The following is an 18,206-nucleotide window of genomic DNA, read 5'->3' as shown; positions in this document are numbered from 1 at the left end:
ATAGCAGTCTGTAGAGACTTTTATGTGTATTTTTTATTCAGAAGACCTAAAATTGTAAGGCAGAGGAACATGGCGTATAATTTTAAATAACTGAATATTAAAACTTGGAGGGGTAGAGAAATGAATAAAAAAATACTTGCTAAAAAAACAGCGGTCGAGACTTTACTAGTTAACCGGTATATTGATGGAGTGTTAGATCCCGGAAAAGAAATGTTGGGTCCTCTAAAAGATGGAGGTCATATTATTGCCCACACAGCACCAGGTTGTTGGGGGCCGATGATTACGCCTTGTATTCGAGGGGGGCATGAAGTGACGCTGCCCGTCTATGTCGAAGGTGCAGAACCGGGAGATGGCATCGTTATTAAAATTAAATCAGTCGAAGTAACATCCCATGCCACTTCCTCAGGAAATGACAGTCCTGTTGAAGGTCGTTTTCTTGGAGACCCTTTTATCGCGGTAAAATGCCCAGGCTGTGGAACGATGTATCCAGATACGATTATTAGAGGTGTTGGACAAGAAGCTATTCGCTGCGCTAAGTGCGATGCGGATGTGACACCATTTGTTTTTACTAACGGCTATACGATGTTTTTTGGAGAAAAGGGCGACGTAGGAATCACGCTATCCAAAGAAGCAGCCGAAACAATTGCGGAAAATGGCCGGGGTTACATGAAAACGCCTGAGAATTCTGTACAAAATCCAATTGTCACTTTTGCACCGCACGATTTAGTTGGAACCATTGCACGCATGCGGCCGTTTTTAGGTCAACTCGGAACAACGCCTTCTCGTCCGACACCGGACTCACATAATGCAGGAGATTTTGGTTCTTTTCTTGTCGGAGCTCCGCACGAATACGCAAGTACACAGGAAGAATTGGAAACTCATCGGACAGATGGTCATATGGACATCAGCCGTGTTCGGGCTGGAGCCGTATTGATTTGTCCAGTGAAAGTACCAGGTGGTGGGATTTATCTAGGGGATATGCATGCCATGCAAGGGGACGGAGAAATTGCTGGACATACATCGGACGTTGCCGGTATTGTTCATCTTGAAGTTCATGTCGTTAAAGGATTAAATAATGCGGGACCTATTCTCTTGCCGAATGTCGAAGACCTACCTTATACGGCTAAACCTTTTACAGAACAAGAAAGACAGACGGCTCAACAGCTTGCAAAAAAATGGAATATCGACAAGCTAGAAGAGTCGCTGCCGGTTTCTTTTGTCGGTACAGGACCAACTTTGAATGATGCTACAGAAAATGGACTGCAACGCGCAGCCGATCTGTTTAACGTCACAGTTCCAGAAATCATGAACCGAGCTACCATAACGGGGTCAATTGAAATTGGTCGACACCCAGGAGTCGTAACAATCACGTTCCTCGCACCCGAACATTATTTAGAAAAAGCAGGGTTGTTAAACACAGTAAAAGCACAGTACTCCTAGAAAAGCGGAAGTGCCTGTAGAGCTCTGACAGGTATAAGACGGTCTGACGAAGCGGCGCTTTTTGCCGCACAGTCAGAATGGCTTATATCCCGAAGAGCTAGGCACTGGAGTCTGGACAAAGAAAAGCGGAAGTGCCTGTAGAGCTCTGACAGGTATAAGACGGTCTGACGAAGCGGCGCTTTTTGCCGCACAGTCAGAATGGCTTATATCCCGAAGAGCTAGGCACTGGAGTCTAGACAAAGAAAAGCGGAAGTGCCTGTAGAGCTCTGACAGGTATAAGACGGTCTGACGAAGCGGCGCTTTTTGCCATATGAAAAACCGCCAAGTCTATATGGCGGCTTCTGGTATTATTTCGGTTGGGGCGCATTAATTTCCCATGATAACTTCAAAGCATCTGCCAAGTAACCAGCGGCTTCTTCTGCCTCAAAATGATCTACTTGAAATTTAGAATGATTTAATGAGTAAATACGTTGCCTTTCTAGAAATAGCATTTCGATATCTTCAAGAGAACGTCCCTGTAACAAAGGACGGTTGTCAGCGAGAATATGAATACGTTCTTTCCATGATTCCCAGGAAATATCGAGAAATAGAACGATGCAATTGGCCATACAAATATCCTGAATCTCCTTTTGCAAAAAGGCACCGCCACCAACGGAAATGATATTGAGAGGGCGCTGGCTATACTTTACAATCAACTCTTTCTCTTTAGCCCGGAAGGCCTGTTCGCCATAGATTTCGAATATTTGCGGAATTGGCATCGTATAAAACTTCTCGATTTCCTCATCGATATCAACAAAGCTACGATAGAGTTTTTGAGCTAACAGTTTGCCAACAGTGGTTTTTCCCACTCCCATAAATCCAATGCAGACAATACTTTTTTCGCGAATGGATAAACCGAAATTTCTCATGAGCAACCTTCTTTCTCTTTTAATAGCTTAGTCGGGTTCATAGCTTACTTTACCTTATCTGTATAGAAAATTCATAAGAATTGTCAATTAACTAATTTGAATCAGAAAATCAATTTCGAGTTTTATGACATCTAGCTTCAAGGAGGAATTTCATGACATCTACCTATTTGCTGACAGGTTCGTATGCATCAGAAAAAGAACAGGGCATTAAGCTCTGGGAACTTGAAGGCATGACCGGCGAATTGACGGAACTGATGGGTATAGGAGGGATTGAACGCCCTTCTTTTATTGCTGTTCATCCAACGGGTACAAGTTTTGTCGCTACGAGTGAAGTAGGGGACGGCCAACTAGTTAGTTACTGGGTCCATCCAACTACAAAAAAAATAGTCGAAATCAATCGCCAATCTTCGAATGGTGATCATCCAGCTCACGTGACAATTGATGAAACGGGTCAATGGCTATTATCCGTTACTTATTCAGGAGCTACAGTTAATGTCCATCCGCTTTATGCAGACGGAGCAATTGGAGATTTGGCAGCTTCTGTAAAGCATGAAGGAGGAGGGCCTAACAAAAATCGGCAAGACGCCGCTCATCCTCATTCAATTATTCAAATCCCAGGAAAAAATCTGTTCTTGGTATCGGACTTGGGCACCGACACAATCTCTACTTATAAATTAGATGCCGGAACCGGTGCCTTAACGTTTAAATATGCTGCACAAACAGAAGCGGGAGCAGGACCTCGTCATTTAAGTTTCCATCCCTCAAAAGCTTTTGTCTATTCAGTAAACGAAATAAATTCCACGTTGATGGTCTACAAAGTCAGTCAAGAAGGCAAACTGGATTTTTTACAGCTATTGCCTTTAGTGCCAGATAGCTATGAGGGAGAAAACACCAGTGCAGAAATTGCAGTTTCAAGCGATGGCTGTTTTGTCTATGCGTCAAATCGGGGCTACGATAGTATTGCCTCTTTTGCTATCCAGGAAAATGGAACGTTAGAAACGCTCGGATTGACAGAGTCCGGAGGAGAAGGACCAAGACATTTTGCTTTGATTCCAGGAAATGAGTGGCTAGTAGTAGCGAATGAAAACTCCCACACACTTGCTACGCTGAAAATGAGTTGTTCAGGCATGCCTTGTATCGTTGAGAATATTGTCCAAACGACAGCGCCTGTATGTGTAAAAGTGATCAAATAAGAAAAAAAGACGGAGAGTGTCTCCGTCTTTTTTTCTTACCAATCTTTTGATTCTTTTTCGACAATGTCCAGTTCTTTCAAAAGTCGTATAAAACCACTGTCTCGATTGCCTTCAAATGCTTTTTCTGTACACGAAGAGTGGGGAGGATAATTTAGTTCAAGAGCCTTCTCCAGAGTTTCTTCTTCTAAAAAGTTGGTGGCGTCCGCCTGTTCAAAGCAAGAAGGTGCAATATATGTTCTAAACGAATGTTCCAAGATCACACGAGTTTCTGGCGCTGGCACGTTTTCTCTTGGGATAAAGAAAAGCAGTAGCAATAGCAGGGCAGCGAGAAACAACACGCTCATCCATATTTTTTTCTGCTGCATTTATTATTCCTCCGTTAATAGAATTTTTGCATCCGCTAGAATATCCTCTACCGGTGGATTCAAACCATCATACGCCTTCATAATGATTCCTTCTTTATTGACTAAGTAAAAAGAGGTGCCATGAAGAACTTGATCATCATTTTCAGGTTTTCTGGCTAAAGTTCGGAAATTATCCATAGCAAAGTCATCAATTTCTTGGGAGGTATAACCGGTCAGCAGATTCCAACTAGCTAAATCAGCTCCGTAATTTTCTGCATAAGATTTCAAGACTTCAGGCTTGTCAAACGAAGGGTCTACACTGAAAGAAACCGTTTCAACAGCTAATCCTTCTTCTTTTAACTGTTCTTGTAAGTCTGTCATGTTGGCCATCATTGGCAGGCAAACGGTTGTGCAGTTAGTAAAAACAAAATCAGCAAGCCACACGTCACCTTCTAAGTCAGCTAAGCCGAAATCTTCGTTGTTGTGATTAGTAAAAGTAAAATCTTCTATTTCCCACTCAAGTGGATCTTCAACGCCTTGGTTGCAGGCAGCCAGAAAAATGCTGAAGAAAACTGCTAGTAATAGTCCTCTATATTTTCTCAAAAATGTCAGCCTCTCTTTCAATAACAGATATCCTCCTAAGCGTAGTGGAAATTATGCTGTCAAACAAGGGCATAAAGGAAAAGAAATGTGTAGACATTTCGAACAGATATCCTTCTGAATTCCTATATTTATCTAAATTTTTGAATAATTTTGTATCTTCACAAGGTATTTACGAGTCTTACGTAGAATTAAAAAGAGACATGGAACCATTGAACTATTGGAGGTGCAAAAATGAATGATCTTCAACGCCATCTTACTCCAGACAAGTTGGAAGCTTTCCATACAGGTCTGATGAAAGACGCTTATCTTTATTTTGGAGCGCATACCGCTACAAATGAAACAACATTTACTCTATGGGTTCCAGGTGTGACTAAAGTAGCGGTAGCCTGTACACATCCTGAAAGTCTTGTGGAAGAATTTTTTCAAATGGAACAGCACGTTCTTGATGAAACCATTTGGCAAGTGAGAATTCCCCGGAGATTAACTGGATACGCTTATGAGTATATCTTTGAAACACTAACTGGAGAAGTAGTAAGGAAATCTGATCCGTACGCTCAAATGAGCGAAATGAGACCAGAAACCAAATCTATAGTAGCAGCTTTTTCTAAACACACTTGGTCAAAAACTGTATTGCATCAAAAGAAAGTTTTAAACAATAAGCATGGTGAAAAACCGATAGCAATTTACGAATTGCATATTGGGACATGGAAACGTAATGCACAAGGGGGGTTTTTAAATTATCGTGAATTGGCAGATGAGTTGATTCCATATGTTTTGGAGATGGGTTTTACGCATATAGAAATTCTGCCCATCACAGAACATCCGTTAGATGAATCTTGGGGCTATCAGACGACTGGTTATTTTGCGCCAACGAGCCGATACGGAACTGCTGATGATTTGAAGTATTTTATTGCTAAATGCGCAGAAAAAAAAGTTGGCTTAATTTTAGATTGGGTACCGGGTCATTTCTGCGTCGATGAACATGCACTGGCAAACTTTAATGGTGGCTATTTATATGAGTACGAGCAGGAGGACCGGCGTGCCAACCCAGACTGGGGAACGTTGAATTTCGATATTCGAAAGGGAGAAGTCGCTAGTTTTTTACTGTCGAGCAGTCACTATTGGCTAAGCGAATTTAAGTTTGATGGTTTTCGTATGGACGCTCTAATTTGTTTGCTATTTGTACCAAACCGTGAAGAGGCTATACCTAACGAAGAAGGTGCCGCTTTTCTAAAGAAGTTGACAAATAGTTTAAAAGAGCATCATCCAGAAGTTTTATTAATTGCAGAAGACGCGTGGAACTATCCGAAAGTGACACACGATACAGCAGAAGGAGGAGTCGGCTTTCATTATAAATGGAATTTTGGCTGGATGCGTGACACGCTGGATTATATGGAAACTCAGCCATCAAAGCGTTCTGAGGTGCATAAAAAAATGAACTTCTCTCTCGTGTATCAGTATGAAGAGCGTTATCTTCTTGCACTTTCCCACGATGAAGTAGTAAATGGCCAAGGTTCTTTGCTGAACAAACTTCCAGGGACCTTGAGTGATCGTTTTGCTCAACTCAGACTACTCCTCAGTTTTTGGATTGCTCACCCAGGAAAAAAATTGCTTTTCATGGGTCAAGAGTTTGGTCATTTTGAAGAATGGAATTTCACATCAGAATTGGATTGGGGTTCTTTGGAAACTGAAGACCACAAAAAAATGGCTAATTTTACAAAAGAATTACTGTCTTTTTATAAAACTGAAAAAGCTTTTTTTGAATTAGATGATCATCCGGACGGTTTTACTTGGATCGATGCGGACAACCACCAACAAAGTGTAGCTGCCTTTATTCGTAGGGGCCATTTGCCACGGGATGAGTGTATTGTGGTGTGTAATTTTTCAGACCAACATTATACCGATTTTGAATTGGAGGTTCCTGAAAACAATACTTATGAAAAAATTTTTACGTCAGAAAGCAAACCTTCAGAAATAGCGGTTGGTGCGACAAATCATGCAGGTGAGGGCTTGATGTATGCCATTTCGATCGATTTGCCAGCATTTACATTGATTATCTGGAAACTAAAGAGAATGGGAGGGAATCAACATGAACGATAAAGTCGTTGCAATGTTGTTAGCCGGCGGACAAGGAAGCAGATTAAAGTCATTAACGTATACAATAGCAAAACCCGCATTGCCTTTTGGTGGAAAATATCGAATCATCGATTTCCCGTTGTCCAATTGCACCAATTCAGGAATCAATACCGTTGGCGTGCTGACACAATATCAGCCGCATGTCCTTCATGAATATATCGGACTGGGAACTCCGTGGGATTTAGATCGACGTCACGGGGGAGTCACCATGCTACCACCTTATACCGAAATAGAAGGGGTTAAATGGTATGCAGGTACAGCCAGTGCCATTTATCAAAATATCAATTACCTTACATCATGTGATCCTGAGTATGTTTTGATTCTATCAGGAGATCATATTTATAAAATGGATTACGAAGTACTAATCGATTATCACAAAGAACATGAAGCGGATGTCACCATTTCGGTGCTAGAAGTTCCGTGGGAAGAAGCAAGCAGGTTTGGTGTTATTAACGTCGATGACAGCATGATCATTAAAGAATTTGATGAAAAACCAGAAAATCCAAAAAGTAATTTAGCTTCTATGGGTGTCTATGTATTTAAATGGAAAAAGCTAAAAGAATATTTAGAAATAGACAATTTAAATAAAGAGTCTTCTCATGATTTTGGTATGGATATCCTACCGGCTATGTTAGAAAAAGGCGAAAAAATGATTGCTTATCCATTTAAAGGATACTGGAAAGACGTCGGAACGGTTGAAAGTCTATGGGAAGCCAACATGGACTTGCTTGATTTGAACTCTGGCTTAAATCTTCATGACTCTGCTTGGCGTATTTTTTCTTCAAATCCACAATTACCACCACAGGTGATTAATAAAACAGGTAATGTTCAAAGCTCTATGGTTAACGAAGGCTGCGTAATTTCTGGAGACGTTTCAAAGTCGGTTGTTTTTCAGAAGGTAACGATTGAAGAAGGAGCTGCCGTTTCTGAAAGTGTCATCATGAGTGGCTCTACGATAAAAAAAGGTGCCAAGCTTCATCGGGTAATTGTACCGCCGAATTTAGAGGTGCCGGAAGGATTTGAAATCCATGATCAGCAGGATGAAGTGGTTCTTCTGATTCAAGAGCAATTGGATGAATGGAAGGAGCGTGAGGGGAAATGAACCTACTTGCTGTAGTAGACGCCTCTGTTAATAAAGAAGGATTACAAGATTTGACGATGCAACGAACTGTTTCTTCAGTACCCTTTGCGGGGCGTTACCGATTAATTGATTTTCCATTATCGAATCTCGTCAATTCGGGAGTCAATACGGTTGGCGTATTCCCATCGAATCCTTTTTCTTCTCTGCTAGATCATATTGGTGGAGGAAAAAGTTGGGACTTAGACCGAAGAAAAAACGGCTTGTTTTTTCTGCCGGTTACGCAGCGAAATGGTGGATTATCAACCGTGGGCCCATTTGCAGCATTAGAAGAGCATATGCAATTTTTTACAAAAAGTATTCAACCTTACGTTGTCGTCATTAATAGCTTTGTTGTTACTCAATTAGACTTTAAAGACATGCTGAAGCAGCATATCAAATCAGGTGCTGATATTACAGAAGCGGTTAGTAGCGGAGTTTCTTTGAAAACCTATATTCTGTCTAAAGAGTTGTTAATTGAACTGATTCAAACGCACCGTGATAAAAAAGTAGTAAGTGTCGAAGATGTCGTCAATTTAAAGAAAAGTCCTTATACGTTTAATGACTATGAATACAGCGGATATTTTGCAATTATTGATTCGATTCAAAGTTATTTCCAAGCGTCGTTGGCTTTGTTAGATGAAGAAAATAGGAAGCAGTTATTCCTACCAGATCGTCCAATTTATACAAAAGTCAAAGATGAGCCTCCAACGCGCTATATCCATGGGGCCCATGTTAAGCGAGCTTTGGTAGCCAATGGCGGCACCATTATGGGGAGTGTGATGGATAGTATCATTAGTCGGGGAGTTTGCATTAAGAAAAATACACAATTAGAAAAATGCGTGATTATGCAGAAATGTGTAATTGAAGAAAATTGTGATTTGTCGTATGTAATTGCAGACAAAGAAGTTCATATCGGTGAAGGAGTCGTTTTACGTGGAACTGCAGAACAGCCGATTGTTTTACGTAAAGGAGCAATCGTCACGAAGGAGGATTTATGATGAAAGTCATTATGGCAGCAGCAGAATGTGCACCTTTTGCAAAAGCTGGAGGATTAGCAGATGTAATCGGAGCCTTACCGAAAGAACTTAGCAGATTAGGCCATGATATTACGGTCATTATACCAAAATATAGCTTGATCTCAGAACAGTACGCATTGAAATTTATCTTGAAAGAATCTATCGAAGTGAATTTTAAAGGACGGCAACTTCCTTTTAGACTTTTTGAATACAAACAAGCCGGAGTAACCTACTTGTTTGTAGAAAATGATGATTATTTTAAAAGAGAACAAATTTACGGACAAAAAGATGACTCTGAACGATACGCTTTTTTTAACCGATCCGTGCTAGAAATTGTCCAACTTCAAGAGCAACAAGCCGATGTAATTCATGTGCACGACTGGCATACGGCTATGATCCCGTTCCTCCTAAAGGAGGATCAGCGATATGCTTCGATTCAAGCAATTAAGACCGTTTTGACCATCCACAACCTGCAATTTCAAGGTAAATTTTCAAAAGAAAAATTTCTGGAGAATTTTGAAATGGATGAGCGTTACTATGACGAGGGAATTGTAGAATGGCGCGGTGGCTTCAACTCTTTAAAGACAGGCATTTCCTACGTGGATAAAATAACGACTGTGAGTCCGACTTATCGAGACGAAATTTTGACGGATTTTTATGGAGAGAAACTAAATAGTCTTCTACAAGAAAAGCAACAAGATTTAGTCGGTATTTTAAATGGCATTGATACAGAAGTCTATAATCCAGCGACGGATCTTGCCATCGTACGGGAATTTGATGCAATGAGCATGGAAGGAAAGCAAGTCAATAAGCGTGAAATCCAATCAAAGGCAGGTCTTCCTGAACGTGGAGATGTTCCGTTACTAACAATGATTTCGAGGCTAGCAGGACAAAAGGGAGTTGACGTCTTGCAAGAAGTATTGCCTAATTTGTTGGAAAAAGAAGATGTTCAGTTTGCTTTATTGGGTTCAGGAGAGGAAAAGTACGAGCAGTTTTTCCAGAAGTTAGCAGCTGATTTTCCAGATAAGGTTTACATTCATATTGGCTTTGATGAGGCCTTTGCACATCTACTATACGCAGGAGCGGATATTTTCCTCATGCCTTCTCATTTCGAGCCTTGTGGTTTGAGTCAATTGATCTCAATGCAATACGGAACAGTCCCTGTAGCCAATAAAACAGGCGGATTGAAAGACACAGTCATTGAATACGATGAAAATTTAAAGACCGGTAATGGATTTTTGAGCGATTTTTCACAGGACAAGCCCTTTGATCTTGCCCTCCAACGATGTTTAGATTTTTACCAGCAGCCTAAGCATTGGGAAACAATCAAGAAAAATGGCATGGAAGGCAATTATTCATGGTCGCGTTCTGCGACAGAATACGCCAAACTTTATGAAAAGCTAATCTAAAGGGGCGTGCCAATGATGTTTTCTTCTAAAGAAGAGTTCAAAAAAAGCTTTATCACACGAATCGAATCTAAAGATATGAGAAAAACGACGGAGCTAGCTTATGAGATACTGCGGGAAATGACTTGTGAGTGGATCAAAGAGAGTTGGGATCGAACAAATGGGCTGTATAAAGAAAATGATGAAAAACAATTGTACTATTTCTCTATCGAATTTCTGATTGGTCGTGTTTTAGGACAAAACCTTATGAATATAAATGCTTACGACATCGTTAAAGAAGGTCTTGATGAACTGGGCTTTCAACTTTCTGAAGTAGAAGAACTTGAAGTAGAGCCGGGTCTTGGTAATGGCGGGTTAGGAAGATTGGCAGCTTGTTTTATGGATTCGCTGGCTTCTCTTCAATTACCGGGACATGGCTATGGGCTGCGCTATAAAGGTGGGCTATTTACTCAGCATTTCGTCAATGGCTATCAGACAGAACAACCTACAGAATGGATACAAGAAGAGCACAACGCAGATGCTCGTCGTGAAGACCTTGCAATAGACATTCCTTATTATGGAGACGTTCAATTAGTCATGGGGACAGACGGACTAAAGATGAAGGTAGAAAATTCGGAATGGGTCAAAGCAGTGCCTTATGATATGCCAATTGTCGGAGCAAATGGGGGGACAGTTAATACACTTCGGTTGTGGCAGGCAGAAGTTTCAAATTTCCCGTTTCCTGGAGATAAAGATTACTTGGTTTATGAACAAGAAACCGCCAAGATCACCGACCGACTTTATCCTGATGATTCTCTAGAATCTGGCAAAATCCTCCGTTTGAAGCAACAATACTTTCTCTGTAGTGCATCACTCCAAGATATCTTGAATAATCGCAGCTTTTCTATGGAGAAACTTCCAGAAAATGTCGCCATTCAAATCAATGATACACATCCAGCTTTGGCCGTTCCAGAATTGATGCGCTTATTGATTGATGATCATCACCTCACTTGGGAACAAGCTTGGGATATTACGACGCGCACTATTTCCTATACAAATCATACGATTTTGGAAGAAGCGATGGAAAAATGGGACAGTCGGCTGATTCAATCTTTACTGCCAAGAGTCTATACGATCATCGAAGAAATCGACAAGCGTTTCAAAGAAAGTCTAGAGACACAAACTATAGACGAAGAAACATTTCGAAAGCTGTCAATTATTGAAAATGGTGTGATTAAAATGGCCGTATTAGCAGTAGTAGGAAGCTATAAAGTAAATGGTGTGGCCAAACTGCACACAGAAATTTTGAAAAAACGAGAAATGAAAGAACTGAACGAACAGTTTCCGAACAAGTTTCACAATAAAACCAATGGCATCGCACATCGAAGGTGGCTCGTTAAAGCCAACCAAGAGTTATCTGGACTAATTACTGAAACAATTGGACCTCGGTGGATTGAAGAGCCTGAACGTTTAAACGAATTGCATTATTTTGCTCAAAATCACTCCTTTCTTCAAGATTTTCAAGCAATTAAAACTTTGAAAAAAGAACAATTACTTTATCATCTTCAACGAAATGAAAATATAATTGTAGATCCAGCTTCTATTTTTGATATCCACATTAAACGTGTTCATGGCTATAAGCGACAGCTAATGAACATCATGCATATTCAAATGCTTTGCGATCGAATTAAACAAGATTCAACGTACCGGCCACATCCACGAACTTTCTTTTTTGGAGGAAAGGCGGCGCCGAGTTATCATTTTGCCAAACAAGTGATTAAAATGATTAATACGGTAGCAGTGAAAGTGAATAATGATCCACTGCTAAGAAAACACCTGCACATTGTCTTTGTCGAAAATTACAATGTCACGCAAGCTGAATACTTAATTCCAGCAGCTGATGTGAGCGAGCAAATATCTACCGCTTCTAAAGAAGCTTCCGGTACGGGCAATATGAAGTTGATGATGAATGGGGCATTGACGATTGGTACCTTGGACGGTGCGAACGTCGAAATATTCGAGCAAGCTGGTCAAGAAAATGCGTTTGTCTTCGGGATGCGTGCTGAAGAGGTTATGCAGTATGAAAAAGAACAATCCTATGATCCGAAAGAAATAATCAATTCAGATCCTGAAATTAAAAAAATGATGAAGCAGTTGGTTGATGGAGAATGGACAGAAGGAAAAGAGAATGTTGATTTTATTGTGGGGCAGCTGTTAGAAGATAGGGACCCTTATTTTGTTTTGAAAGACATTCACAGCTACTCAAATGCACATGAACGAATTTTGGCAGCTTATGCGAATCCAGTAAAATGGGCTGAAATGTGCGTCAAAAATATCGCTGCTTCCGGTATTTTCTCAAGCGACCGTACCATTCAGCAATATTCGAATGATGTTTGGCATTTAACAAAAATCCCCAGCGTATATTAGTCGGTGAAAGGGTGGAAATATGACAGATCATCATTTTGATAACACTGATTTAAAAGACTATAAGGCAAGTGGAGCACTCGTTGGAAAAGTTGCAATTGTTACAGGTGGCAGTAGTGGTATCGGTCAAGCAGTAGCAATCGCTTACGCCAAAGAAGGCGCTAAGGTGGTTATCGGTTATCTAGGAGACGATGAAGGTGCTCAAAAAACCATCACATTAATTGAAAGTTATGGAGGCAAAGTGAAAGTGTTAAGCGGTGATTTAGGGAAATCAGCGAATTGTGATGAGTTGGTCCAGTTTACTTTAGCGGAATTTGGCCAAGTGGATATAGTGGTCAATAACGCAGGTTACCAATATCCTCAAACTTCACCACTTGATATTACAGATGAACAATTACTTAAAACTTTTGAAATTAAAGCCTTTGCTATGTTTTATTTGACGAGAGCGGCGCTTCCGCATTTAAAAAGAGGTTCACGAATTATCAATACCGCATCCATCAATGCTTACCGGGGACATTCGGATTTGATTGATTATGCGGGAGCAAATGGCGCGATGGTTGCCATGACGCGGTCACTGGCAAGACGTTTAGTGCGCGAAGAAATTGCAGTGAATGGCATCGCACCAGGACCCATCTGGACGCCGCTAATTACAAAAACCTTCGGTGATTTAAATCCAAATGTCGCTGATGATTTTGGTGAAGATGTTCCAGCTGGACGTCCAGGGCAGCCGTACGAATTGGTGAAGGCCTATGTTTTTTTGGCAGATCCGCAAAATTCATATATGACAGGTCAATTTTTGCATATGAATGGTGGCGACTATATGTCTACGTAAATAGTAGAAAGCAGGGCAAGAGACGTTTCTTGTCCTGCTTTTTCATTTCTGTTTTCATATGCTAAAATTTAGTGGAGAACAGGAGTGAGTTTTTGAAAAAAACAGTAGTGTCCTTCCTAGTAATTTTAATGTTACTGTTGCTGTCAGCTTGCAACAAAGCAGCTGAGCAACCAAAAGACGAAGCAGTGAGTAATGAGGAGCAGCAAGAGAACGATAAAGATAAAGTAGAACAGCCTGTCCTAAACGAAGATGTTGCAGAAACCTTGAGTGTACATTATATAGATGTTGGCCAAGGCGATGCCACACTAGTAGAATTTGAAGGGTTTTTGCTGTTGATTGACGCGGGCCATTGGAAATCAACCCAAGTAGTAGATTACTTGAAGCAGCAAGGCATCAAAGAAATTGATATTGTGGTTGGTACTCATCCGGATGCTGATCATATTGGTCAACTGGCACAAGTAATCGGAGAATTTGAGGTTGGAGAAGTGTGGATGTCCGGTAATACGAGTAGCTCTAATACATTTACAAATGCACTGCAAGCTATTGAAGCAAGTGATACAGCGTATGATGAGCCGAAAACAGGTGACATTTTTGATGTGGGCTCTTTGCAAATTGAAGTGCTACATCCAAAAGAACTTACCGGTGCAGCAAACGAGGAATCCATTTCATTAAAAATCACCTATGGGGATGTCGATTTTGTTTTTACAGGAGATGCGGGCATTACAGAAGAACAACAAATGATTGACAGTGGTATCGAGTTAAATGCGGAAATTTTGCGTTTAGGACACCATGGTTCCAATACATCAACCAGTGCGGCTTTTTTGAAGGCAGTTAATCCTGACGTTGCAATTTATAGTGCAGGAGCCAATAACTCTTATGGACATCCGCATGCAGAAGTAATTGCAGCTGTAGAAAATGCGGGAGCAGAAGTCTACGGGACAGATGTCAACGGCACGATTATGGTAGAAACAGACGGTAAATCGTATCGTGTGAAAACGCAGAAGAAAGGCGTTCCCACTGAAGGAGAAAATCGGTGTATCGATTTGAATATTGCTTCTTCAGCGGAATTGCAGGAGATATCGGGAATTGGCGATGCTTACGCAAAGGCAATTATCGAGCAACGACCGTTTGAAAGCGTGGAAGAATTAATTGATATTAAAGGAATTGGGCAAGGGACGCTGGAGGTTATTCAAGAACAGGGCCTGGCTTGCATAGGAGGGTAATGCGATGAAAGGAATTTTGGACCGTATTGAAGACGGTAGATATGCGGTCATCTTAGTAGAAGCAGAAAAACTTGAATTGATCTTGCTTTTCGATTGTTTGCCCGCAGGAAGCCATATTAATTCTTGGTTCACGATTGATGCAGAAAACAGACAACTTTCTATCATTCTGGATGAAGAAACCTCTCTTATCAAAAACCAACAAACAAAAGAGCTGATGGAGCGATTGAGAATGAGAAAAAAAGGAAGTCGTTTCAAAAGAAAGTAAAAAGAAGGGGATGTCTTAAAAGGTCGTAAACAATGGCTTTTTCGGTGCAGTCCCTTTTGTCTGCTAAAGAACAAGCTGATGTCCATTGCGACGAAGCTAGCGAATCTTACAGAAGCATATCTTTGCCTTTCGTCGTCCTTCATTACCATCAGCCATTTTGACTCTAGAAAAAGAGACGAAAACCACTCATTTCTGTAAGAAGACGCAAAATTGATGGGAAAAATGTGCTTGGTCGTGTCAAGCGCAATCGGTCCTTCCTAAAATTATATTTTCAGGAACTCGAAAAAGTACACACCGATTTTAGGATTGTCGCACGGGCTCACAATTTTTTGGAAGTAGCTGGTATCCATCAGCTACTATCTGGATTTTCGGCGGCAATTCAAAAAAACAGACGGAGAAAAAGAAACGCTTTTTCTCCGTCTGTTTTATGTTAGAGGCTTATCGGACAAGCTCCTCTTTGTACTTGTATATAAGTTATAACGGTTTTCTACTTAAGCTATCTAATCTTGTTCCAGCAGTTCTAAATGGTAATCGGCTACTTGATTGGGTTTATACAAATCGGTAATTGATGTTGAGTAATCGATAATCGATGCATTGAAATCCCATTCTTGAGCTGGAATACGGATTCGGAAATTCAGTTGATATAACAATACTGCAATGTCATGATAGTCTTCACTTGTTACCTTGAAGTCAAAAGAAATTTTTCGTTTGTTTGAGTGAACATTCGAATTCTCCATTAATTCTGCTTTGAAATGAAGAGCTTCTAGTTTAGTATCGTTGATCCAAATAATCGTTTTCATTACTCGCTTCACCTCTAGTTATTGAAGTTTTTTTTATGCGGTTGTCGAATGTCTGCAACAATCAAAGCAATAACAAGGAACAAACCGAGAAAACCGATGGTCGGATAAAACAGACTAACAAGTTTCGTGAAACCAACAAAACTCAATACATAAGCGACAAGCCCGACAGCAATGATGAACATGCGAGATTTCATCGTACCCATTTCAACAAAGCGCGCTGAGAATGAGAACAGCATGCTGACAGCAGTGTTGTAGATCATGCCAAAAAGAATGAATGACATGAAGACTCCAAGAATTGGTGATAAATCATCAGCTATTTGCAGTAAAGGCATTTCTGCGCTACCGACAACATCCACTTTAGAGAAAATCGCCAAATGGCTCAAAATAATTAGACCACCTAAAATAAGTCCGCCGATGAGTCCCCCACGTGCTGCGACTTTTTCGTCTTTTTCAGTACCACCCATGACAATGGCCATTGAAGCACCGACAGCTATATTAAATGATACGTAATTTATAGCGGACAGGAACCAGTTTGGTAGAACAGAAGCTTGATCATTAGCGATAGGGTTTAATGATGCAAATGTGGCATCCATCGTCAGTAAACTATAGACCGCTAAAACTACAACGGCAATAATTAAAAATGGAGTAATACTGCCAATGATAGCAATGACTTTTTTAACATTCAGCATGATGGTCAAGACGACCAGAATCGCCATGACTGTACTACCAAGTGGAGCTGGCAAATTGAATTGCTGAGAGAAAATAGAGCCTGCTCCGGCAATCATCACGACACCCACTCCGAAAAGAGTCAGGATGATGATGTAATCAACAATCGTACCAATTATTTTTCCGCTAATCCCAAAAATAGCTTCTTTATGTGATGTTGTTTTCATACGACTTCCCAGTCGAGTTAAACTCATTCCTAAATATGCAAATAAAGCAGTTGCTAAGATTGCTGCAATAGTTCCCATATAGCCAAAGCTAGTAAAATACTGAAGAATTTCTTGGCCAGAAGCGAATCCGGCACCGACAATAATGCCGACAAAGGCACTTCCCATTTTTAAACTTTTCATGTTGTTCCCCCTTGATGCTGATTGCTACGGATGTAAGTTTTTTAAAAATTAGAAAATCCTTATCTAAATATAGCAAAAAAATAAAGCCGATACAATAAAAAAGAGAGGTAAAGCACTGGGTAACTCTATATTAGTAACACTTAAATAGGAGGAAAAAATCAGTGGAAATGTTGAATTGGTACATAAAAAAAGCATTGCCGATTCGACCGGCAATGCTTTACTAGTGAATTATTTTACGTCTTTATTTGCAATAATAACCAATTTCCCTTTATCAAGCTCTTCTTCATACTGTTCTGCTTCTTGATCAGATAATCCAGCAGCAGCCATCTTCGAGCGAAGCTCGTCGCCTCGTGAAATTGTCATGTTTTTCATGCTATCGAGGAAGCCTTGTTCTTTCATGCCGACTTCTTCAGTGTCTAGTGCTTTCGAGATGTCCTTGCCACGCTTTTTATCATGCGCAAAGATGTAAATATCTTCATGTGTGTATCCCTGTGCTTCTAGTTTTTCGATTTCTGATTTGGCTTGAAGTGCGTTTTCGACTGTCATTTTTACTGTCAATGTAATCCCTCCAAATAATTTCTAACTTAGTAGTATATATACCACGATGCAAGAGGGGTTAAACAAAAGGATGTGTGACAAATCAGTTATACTGAAAGAAATTGAAGCTAGGGAGTGATTTTTTGGAAATCATACCGATTGGAATTTGGGGAGGCTACCCCAATAAAAATGAAGCGACTTCTGCATTTTTGATTGAACAAGAGGGGTTTCGCTGTTTGGTTGATTGCGGCAGTGGAGTAATAGCAGCCGTACAGAATTACACAGAGTTACGTGAGTTGAATGCTGTAATTATTAGCCATTATCACCCAGATCACATTGCTGATATTGGTGTGCTTCAACATGCGGCTATGGTAGGTATGCAGTTAAAGGAATGGCAAACGCCTTTGTTAATTTATGCACATGACAAAGATTCAGAAGAATTTAGCAAGCTTTCCTATAAAGGGGTGACAGAAGGGCGTGCGATACAAGCTTCTGAAACAATGGAACTCGGACCGTGGCAAGTGTCATTTTGTGAAACAGTTCACCCTGTTTATTGCCTAGCTATAAAATTCACTGCAAACGGTCGGACAGCTGTATTTACTGCAGATACCGGCTGGAAGCATGAGTTACTGGATTTTGCTCGAGAAGCTGATCTGTTAGTTGCTGAATCGAATCTCTATGAGAAATACGTCGGTATCATTCAAGGACATTTGAGTGGCAAACAAGCAGGAGAGTTGGCGGAACAGGCAGGGGTTAAGCAACTGCTACTAACACACTTACCTCAATACGGAGACTTGGCCGAGATTTTGCAAGCGGCTAAGTCTAGCTATACTGGCGAAGTTGAGTTTGCGAAGATCGGCAAAAAATATATGATTTGACTCTCAGCTGACATAAGCTAGCAGCAGGC

At 40.6% G+C, this 18,206-nt stretch carries 17 protein-coding genes; 11 read left to right on the top strand and 6 right to left on the bottom strand.

What is annotated here, in order from left to right; translation table 11 throughout:
- Positions 1 to 120 precede the first annotated feature (120 nt).
- Positions 121 to 1,440 (top strand): acetamidase/formamidase family protein, encoded by a 1,320-nt coding sequence (locus tag QMF37_RS06200; RefSeq protein WP_078080080.1) that lies wholly within the window; start codon positions 121 to 123, stop codon positions 1,438 to 1,440.
- 347 nt (positions 1,441 to 1,787) lie between these two features.
- Here QMF37_RS06200 and QMF37_RS06195 read toward each other — a convergent pair whose 3' ends face one another.
- Positions 1,788 to 2,348 (bottom strand): shikimate kinase, encoded by a 561-nt coding sequence (locus QMF37_RS06195; RefSeq protein WP_283477263.1) that lies wholly within the window; start codon positions 2,346 to 2,348, stop codon positions 1,788 to 1,790.
- Positions 2,349 to 2,500: 152 nt separating this feature from the next.
- Between QMF37_RS06195 and QMF37_RS06190 the strand changes: the two genes are divergently transcribed.
- Entirely contained in the window at positions 2,501 to 3,541 is a 1,041-nt protein-coding gene (locus tag QMF37_RS06190; protein WP_071153420.1) for a lactonase family protein, read from the top strand.
- Between the two features lie 35 nt (positions 3,542 to 3,576).
- Here the strand turns inward: QMF37_RS06190 and QMF37_RS06185 are convergent, their stop codons facing one another.
- Positions 3,577 to 3,906, bottom strand: coding sequence for a hypothetical protein (locus QMF37_RS06185; RefSeq protein ID WP_071153421.1), 330 nt, complete (start codon positions 3,904 to 3,906; stop codon positions 3,577 to 3,579).
- Positions 3,907 to 3,909: 3 nt separating this feature from the next.
- The gene (locus tag QMF37_RS06180; RefSeq protein ID WP_058386980.1) at positions 3,910 to 4,488 is read right to left on the bottom strand and encodes an SCO family protein; all 579 of its coding nucleotides are present in this window, start codon (positions 4,486 to 4,488) and stop codon (positions 3,910 to 3,912) included.
- Positions 4,489 to 4,719: 231 nt separating this feature from the next.
- Here QMF37_RS06180 and glgB point away from each other — a divergent pair, with 231 nt between their 5' ends.
- The 8 genes from glgB to QMF37_RS06140 all read left to right on the top strand — a co-directional run bounded on the left by glgB (position 4,720) and on the right by QMF37_RS06140 (position 14,889).
- Positions 4,720 to 6,588 (top strand): 1,4-alpha-glucan branching protein GlgB, encoded by a 1,869-nt coding sequence (gene glgB, locus QMF37_RS06175; RefSeq protein ID WP_283477259.1) that lies wholly within the window; start codon positions 4,720 to 4,722, stop codon positions 6,586 to 6,588.
- On the top strand, positions 6,578 to 7,726 hold the full coding sequence (locus QMF37_RS06170; protein WP_071153423.1) for a glucose-1-phosphate adenylyltransferase: 1,149 nt from the start codon (positions 6,578 to 6,580) through the stop codon (positions 7,724 to 7,726). Before glgB ends, QMF37_RS06170 begins: the two co-directional genes overlap by 11 nt.
- On the top strand, positions 7,723 to 8,742 hold the full coding sequence (locus QMF37_RS06165) for a GlgC family sugar phosphate nucleotidyltransferase (protein WP_071153424.1): 1,020 nt from the start codon (positions 7,723 to 7,725) through the stop codon (positions 8,740 to 8,742). Before QMF37_RS06170 ends, QMF37_RS06165 begins: the two co-directional genes overlap by 4 nt.
- On the top strand, positions 8,742 to 10,169 hold the full coding sequence (gene glgA, locus QMF37_RS06160; protein WP_071153425.1) for a glycogen synthase GlgA: 1,428 nt from the start codon (positions 8,742 to 8,744) through the stop codon (positions 10,167 to 10,169). The genes QMF37_RS06165 and glgA overlap by 1 nt, the downstream gene beginning before the upstream one ends.
- Positions 10,170 to 10,184: 15 nt before the next feature.
- Positions 10,185 to 12,572 carry a glycogen/starch/alpha-glucan phosphorylase gene (locus QMF37_RS06155; protein WP_071153539.1) on the top strand — a complete coding sequence of 796 codons (2,388 nt, stop codon included), beginning with the start codon at positions 10,185 to 10,187 and terminating at the stop codon, positions 12,570 to 12,572.
- Positions 12,573 to 12,591: 19 nt separating this feature from the next.
- A complete protein-coding gene (locus QMF37_RS06150; RefSeq protein WP_283477257.1) occupies positions 12,592 to 13,401 on the top strand; it encodes an SDR family oxidoreductase in 810 nt (269 codons plus the stop codon).
- A 92-nt stretch (positions 13,402 to 13,493) separates the two neighbouring features.
- Positions 13,494 to 14,624, top strand: coding sequence for an MBL fold metallo-hydrolase (locus tag QMF37_RS06145; RefSeq protein ID WP_283477255.1), 1,131 nt, complete (start codon positions 13,494 to 13,496; stop codon positions 14,622 to 14,624).
- A gap of 4 nt (positions 14,625 to 14,628) precedes the next feature.
- Complete coding sequence (locus QMF37_RS06140; RefSeq protein WP_283477252.1) at positions 14,629 to 14,889, top strand: DUF3006 domain-containing protein; 261 nt, start codon at positions 14,629 to 14,631, stop codon at positions 14,887 to 14,889.
- A gap of 500 nt (positions 14,890 to 15,389) precedes the next feature.
- On the opposite strand, the gene QMF37_RS06135 is transcribed toward QMF37_RS06140, so the two are convergent.
- The 3 genes from QMF37_RS06135 to QMF37_RS06125 form a co-directional block, all read right to left on the bottom strand.
- Positions 15,390 to 15,689, bottom strand: coding sequence for a DUF3219 family protein (locus tag QMF37_RS06135; RefSeq protein ID WP_283477250.1), 300 nt, complete (start codon positions 15,687 to 15,689; stop codon positions 15,390 to 15,392).
- Positions 15,690 to 15,703: 14 nt separating this feature from the next.
- Positions 15,704 to 16,762, bottom strand: coding sequence for a YkvI family membrane protein (locus QMF37_RS06130; RefSeq protein ID WP_071153431.1), 1,059 nt, complete (start codon positions 16,760 to 16,762; stop codon positions 15,704 to 15,706).
- 228 nt (positions 16,763 to 16,990) lie between these two features.
- Positions 16,991 to 17,320, bottom strand: a complete 330-nt coding sequence (locus tag QMF37_RS06125) for a YflT domain-containing protein (protein WP_283477247.1) — start codon at positions 17,318 to 17,320, stop codon at positions 16,991 to 16,993.
- A gap of 122 nt (positions 17,321 to 17,442) precedes the next feature.
- On the opposite strand from QMF37_RS06125, the gene QMF37_RS06120 reads away from it, so the two are divergent.
- Positions 17,443 to 18,177 carry an MBL fold metallo-hydrolase gene (locus QMF37_RS06120; protein ID WP_071153432.1) on the top strand — a complete coding sequence of 245 codons (735 nt, stop codon included), beginning with the start codon at positions 17,443 to 17,445 and terminating at the stop codon, positions 18,175 to 18,177.
- Positions 18,178 to 18,206: the final 29 nt, after the last annotated feature.

The sequence above is a fragment of the Planococcus sp. S3-L1 genome (assembly GCF_030063085.1).
Lineage (GTDB): Bacteria > Bacillota > Bacilli > Bacillales_A > Planococcaceae > Planococcus > Planococcus kocurii.
This window is presented reverse-complemented; position numbering and strand designations above follow the sequence as displayed.

Excerpts from the sequence above, each read along its gene's own strand:
- QMF37_RS06200 (WP_078080080.1), top strand. The coding sequence starts at position 121 with ATGAATAAAAAAATACTTGCTAAAAAAACAGCGGTCGAGACTTTACTA.
- QMF37_RS06195 (WP_283477263.1), bottom strand. The coding sequence starts at position 2,348 with ATGAGAAATTTCGGTTTATCCATTCGCGAAAAAAGTATTGTCTGCATT.
- QMF37_RS06190 (WP_071153420.1), top strand. The coding sequence starts at position 2,501 with ATGACATCTACCTATTTGCTGACAGGTTCGTATGCATCAGAAAAAGAA.
- QMF37_RS06185 (WP_071153421.1), bottom strand. The coding sequence starts at position 3,906 with ATGCAGCAGAAAAAAATATGGATGAGCGTGTTGTTTCTCGCTGCCCTG.
- glgB (WP_283477259.1), top strand. The coding sequence starts at position 4,720 with ATGAATGATCTTCAACGCCATCTTACTCCAGACAAGTTGGAAGCTTTC.
- QMF37_RS06170 (WP_071153423.1), top strand. The coding sequence starts at position 6,578 with ATGAACGATAAAGTCGTTGCAATGTTGTTAGCCGGCGGACAAGGAAGC.
- QMF37_RS06165 (WP_071153424.1), top strand. The coding sequence starts at position 7,723 with ATGAACCTACTTGCTGTAGTAGACGCCTCTGTTAATAAAGAAGGATTA.
- glgA (WP_071153425.1), top strand. The coding sequence starts at position 8,742 with ATGAAAGTCATTATGGCAGCAGCAGAATGTGCACCTTTTGCAAAAGCT.
- QMF37_RS06155 (WP_071153539.1), top strand. The coding sequence starts at position 10,185 with ATGTTTTCTTCTAAAGAAGAGTTCAAAAAAAGCTTTATCACACGAATC.
- QMF37_RS06150 (WP_283477257.1), top strand. The coding sequence starts at position 12,592 with ATGACAGATCATCATTTTGATAACACTGATTTAAAAGACTATAAGGCA.
- QMF37_RS06140 (WP_283477252.1), top strand. The coding sequence starts at position 14,629 with ATGAAAGGAATTTTGGACCGTATTGAAGACGGTAGATATGCGGTCATC.
- QMF37_RS06135 (WP_283477250.1), bottom strand. The coding sequence starts at position 15,689 with ATGAAAACGATTATTTGGATCAACGATACTAAACTAGAAGCTCTTCAT.
- QMF37_RS06130 (WP_071153431.1), bottom strand. The coding sequence starts at position 16,762 with ATGAAAAGTTTAAAAATGGGAAGTGCCTTTGTCGGCATTATTGTCGGT.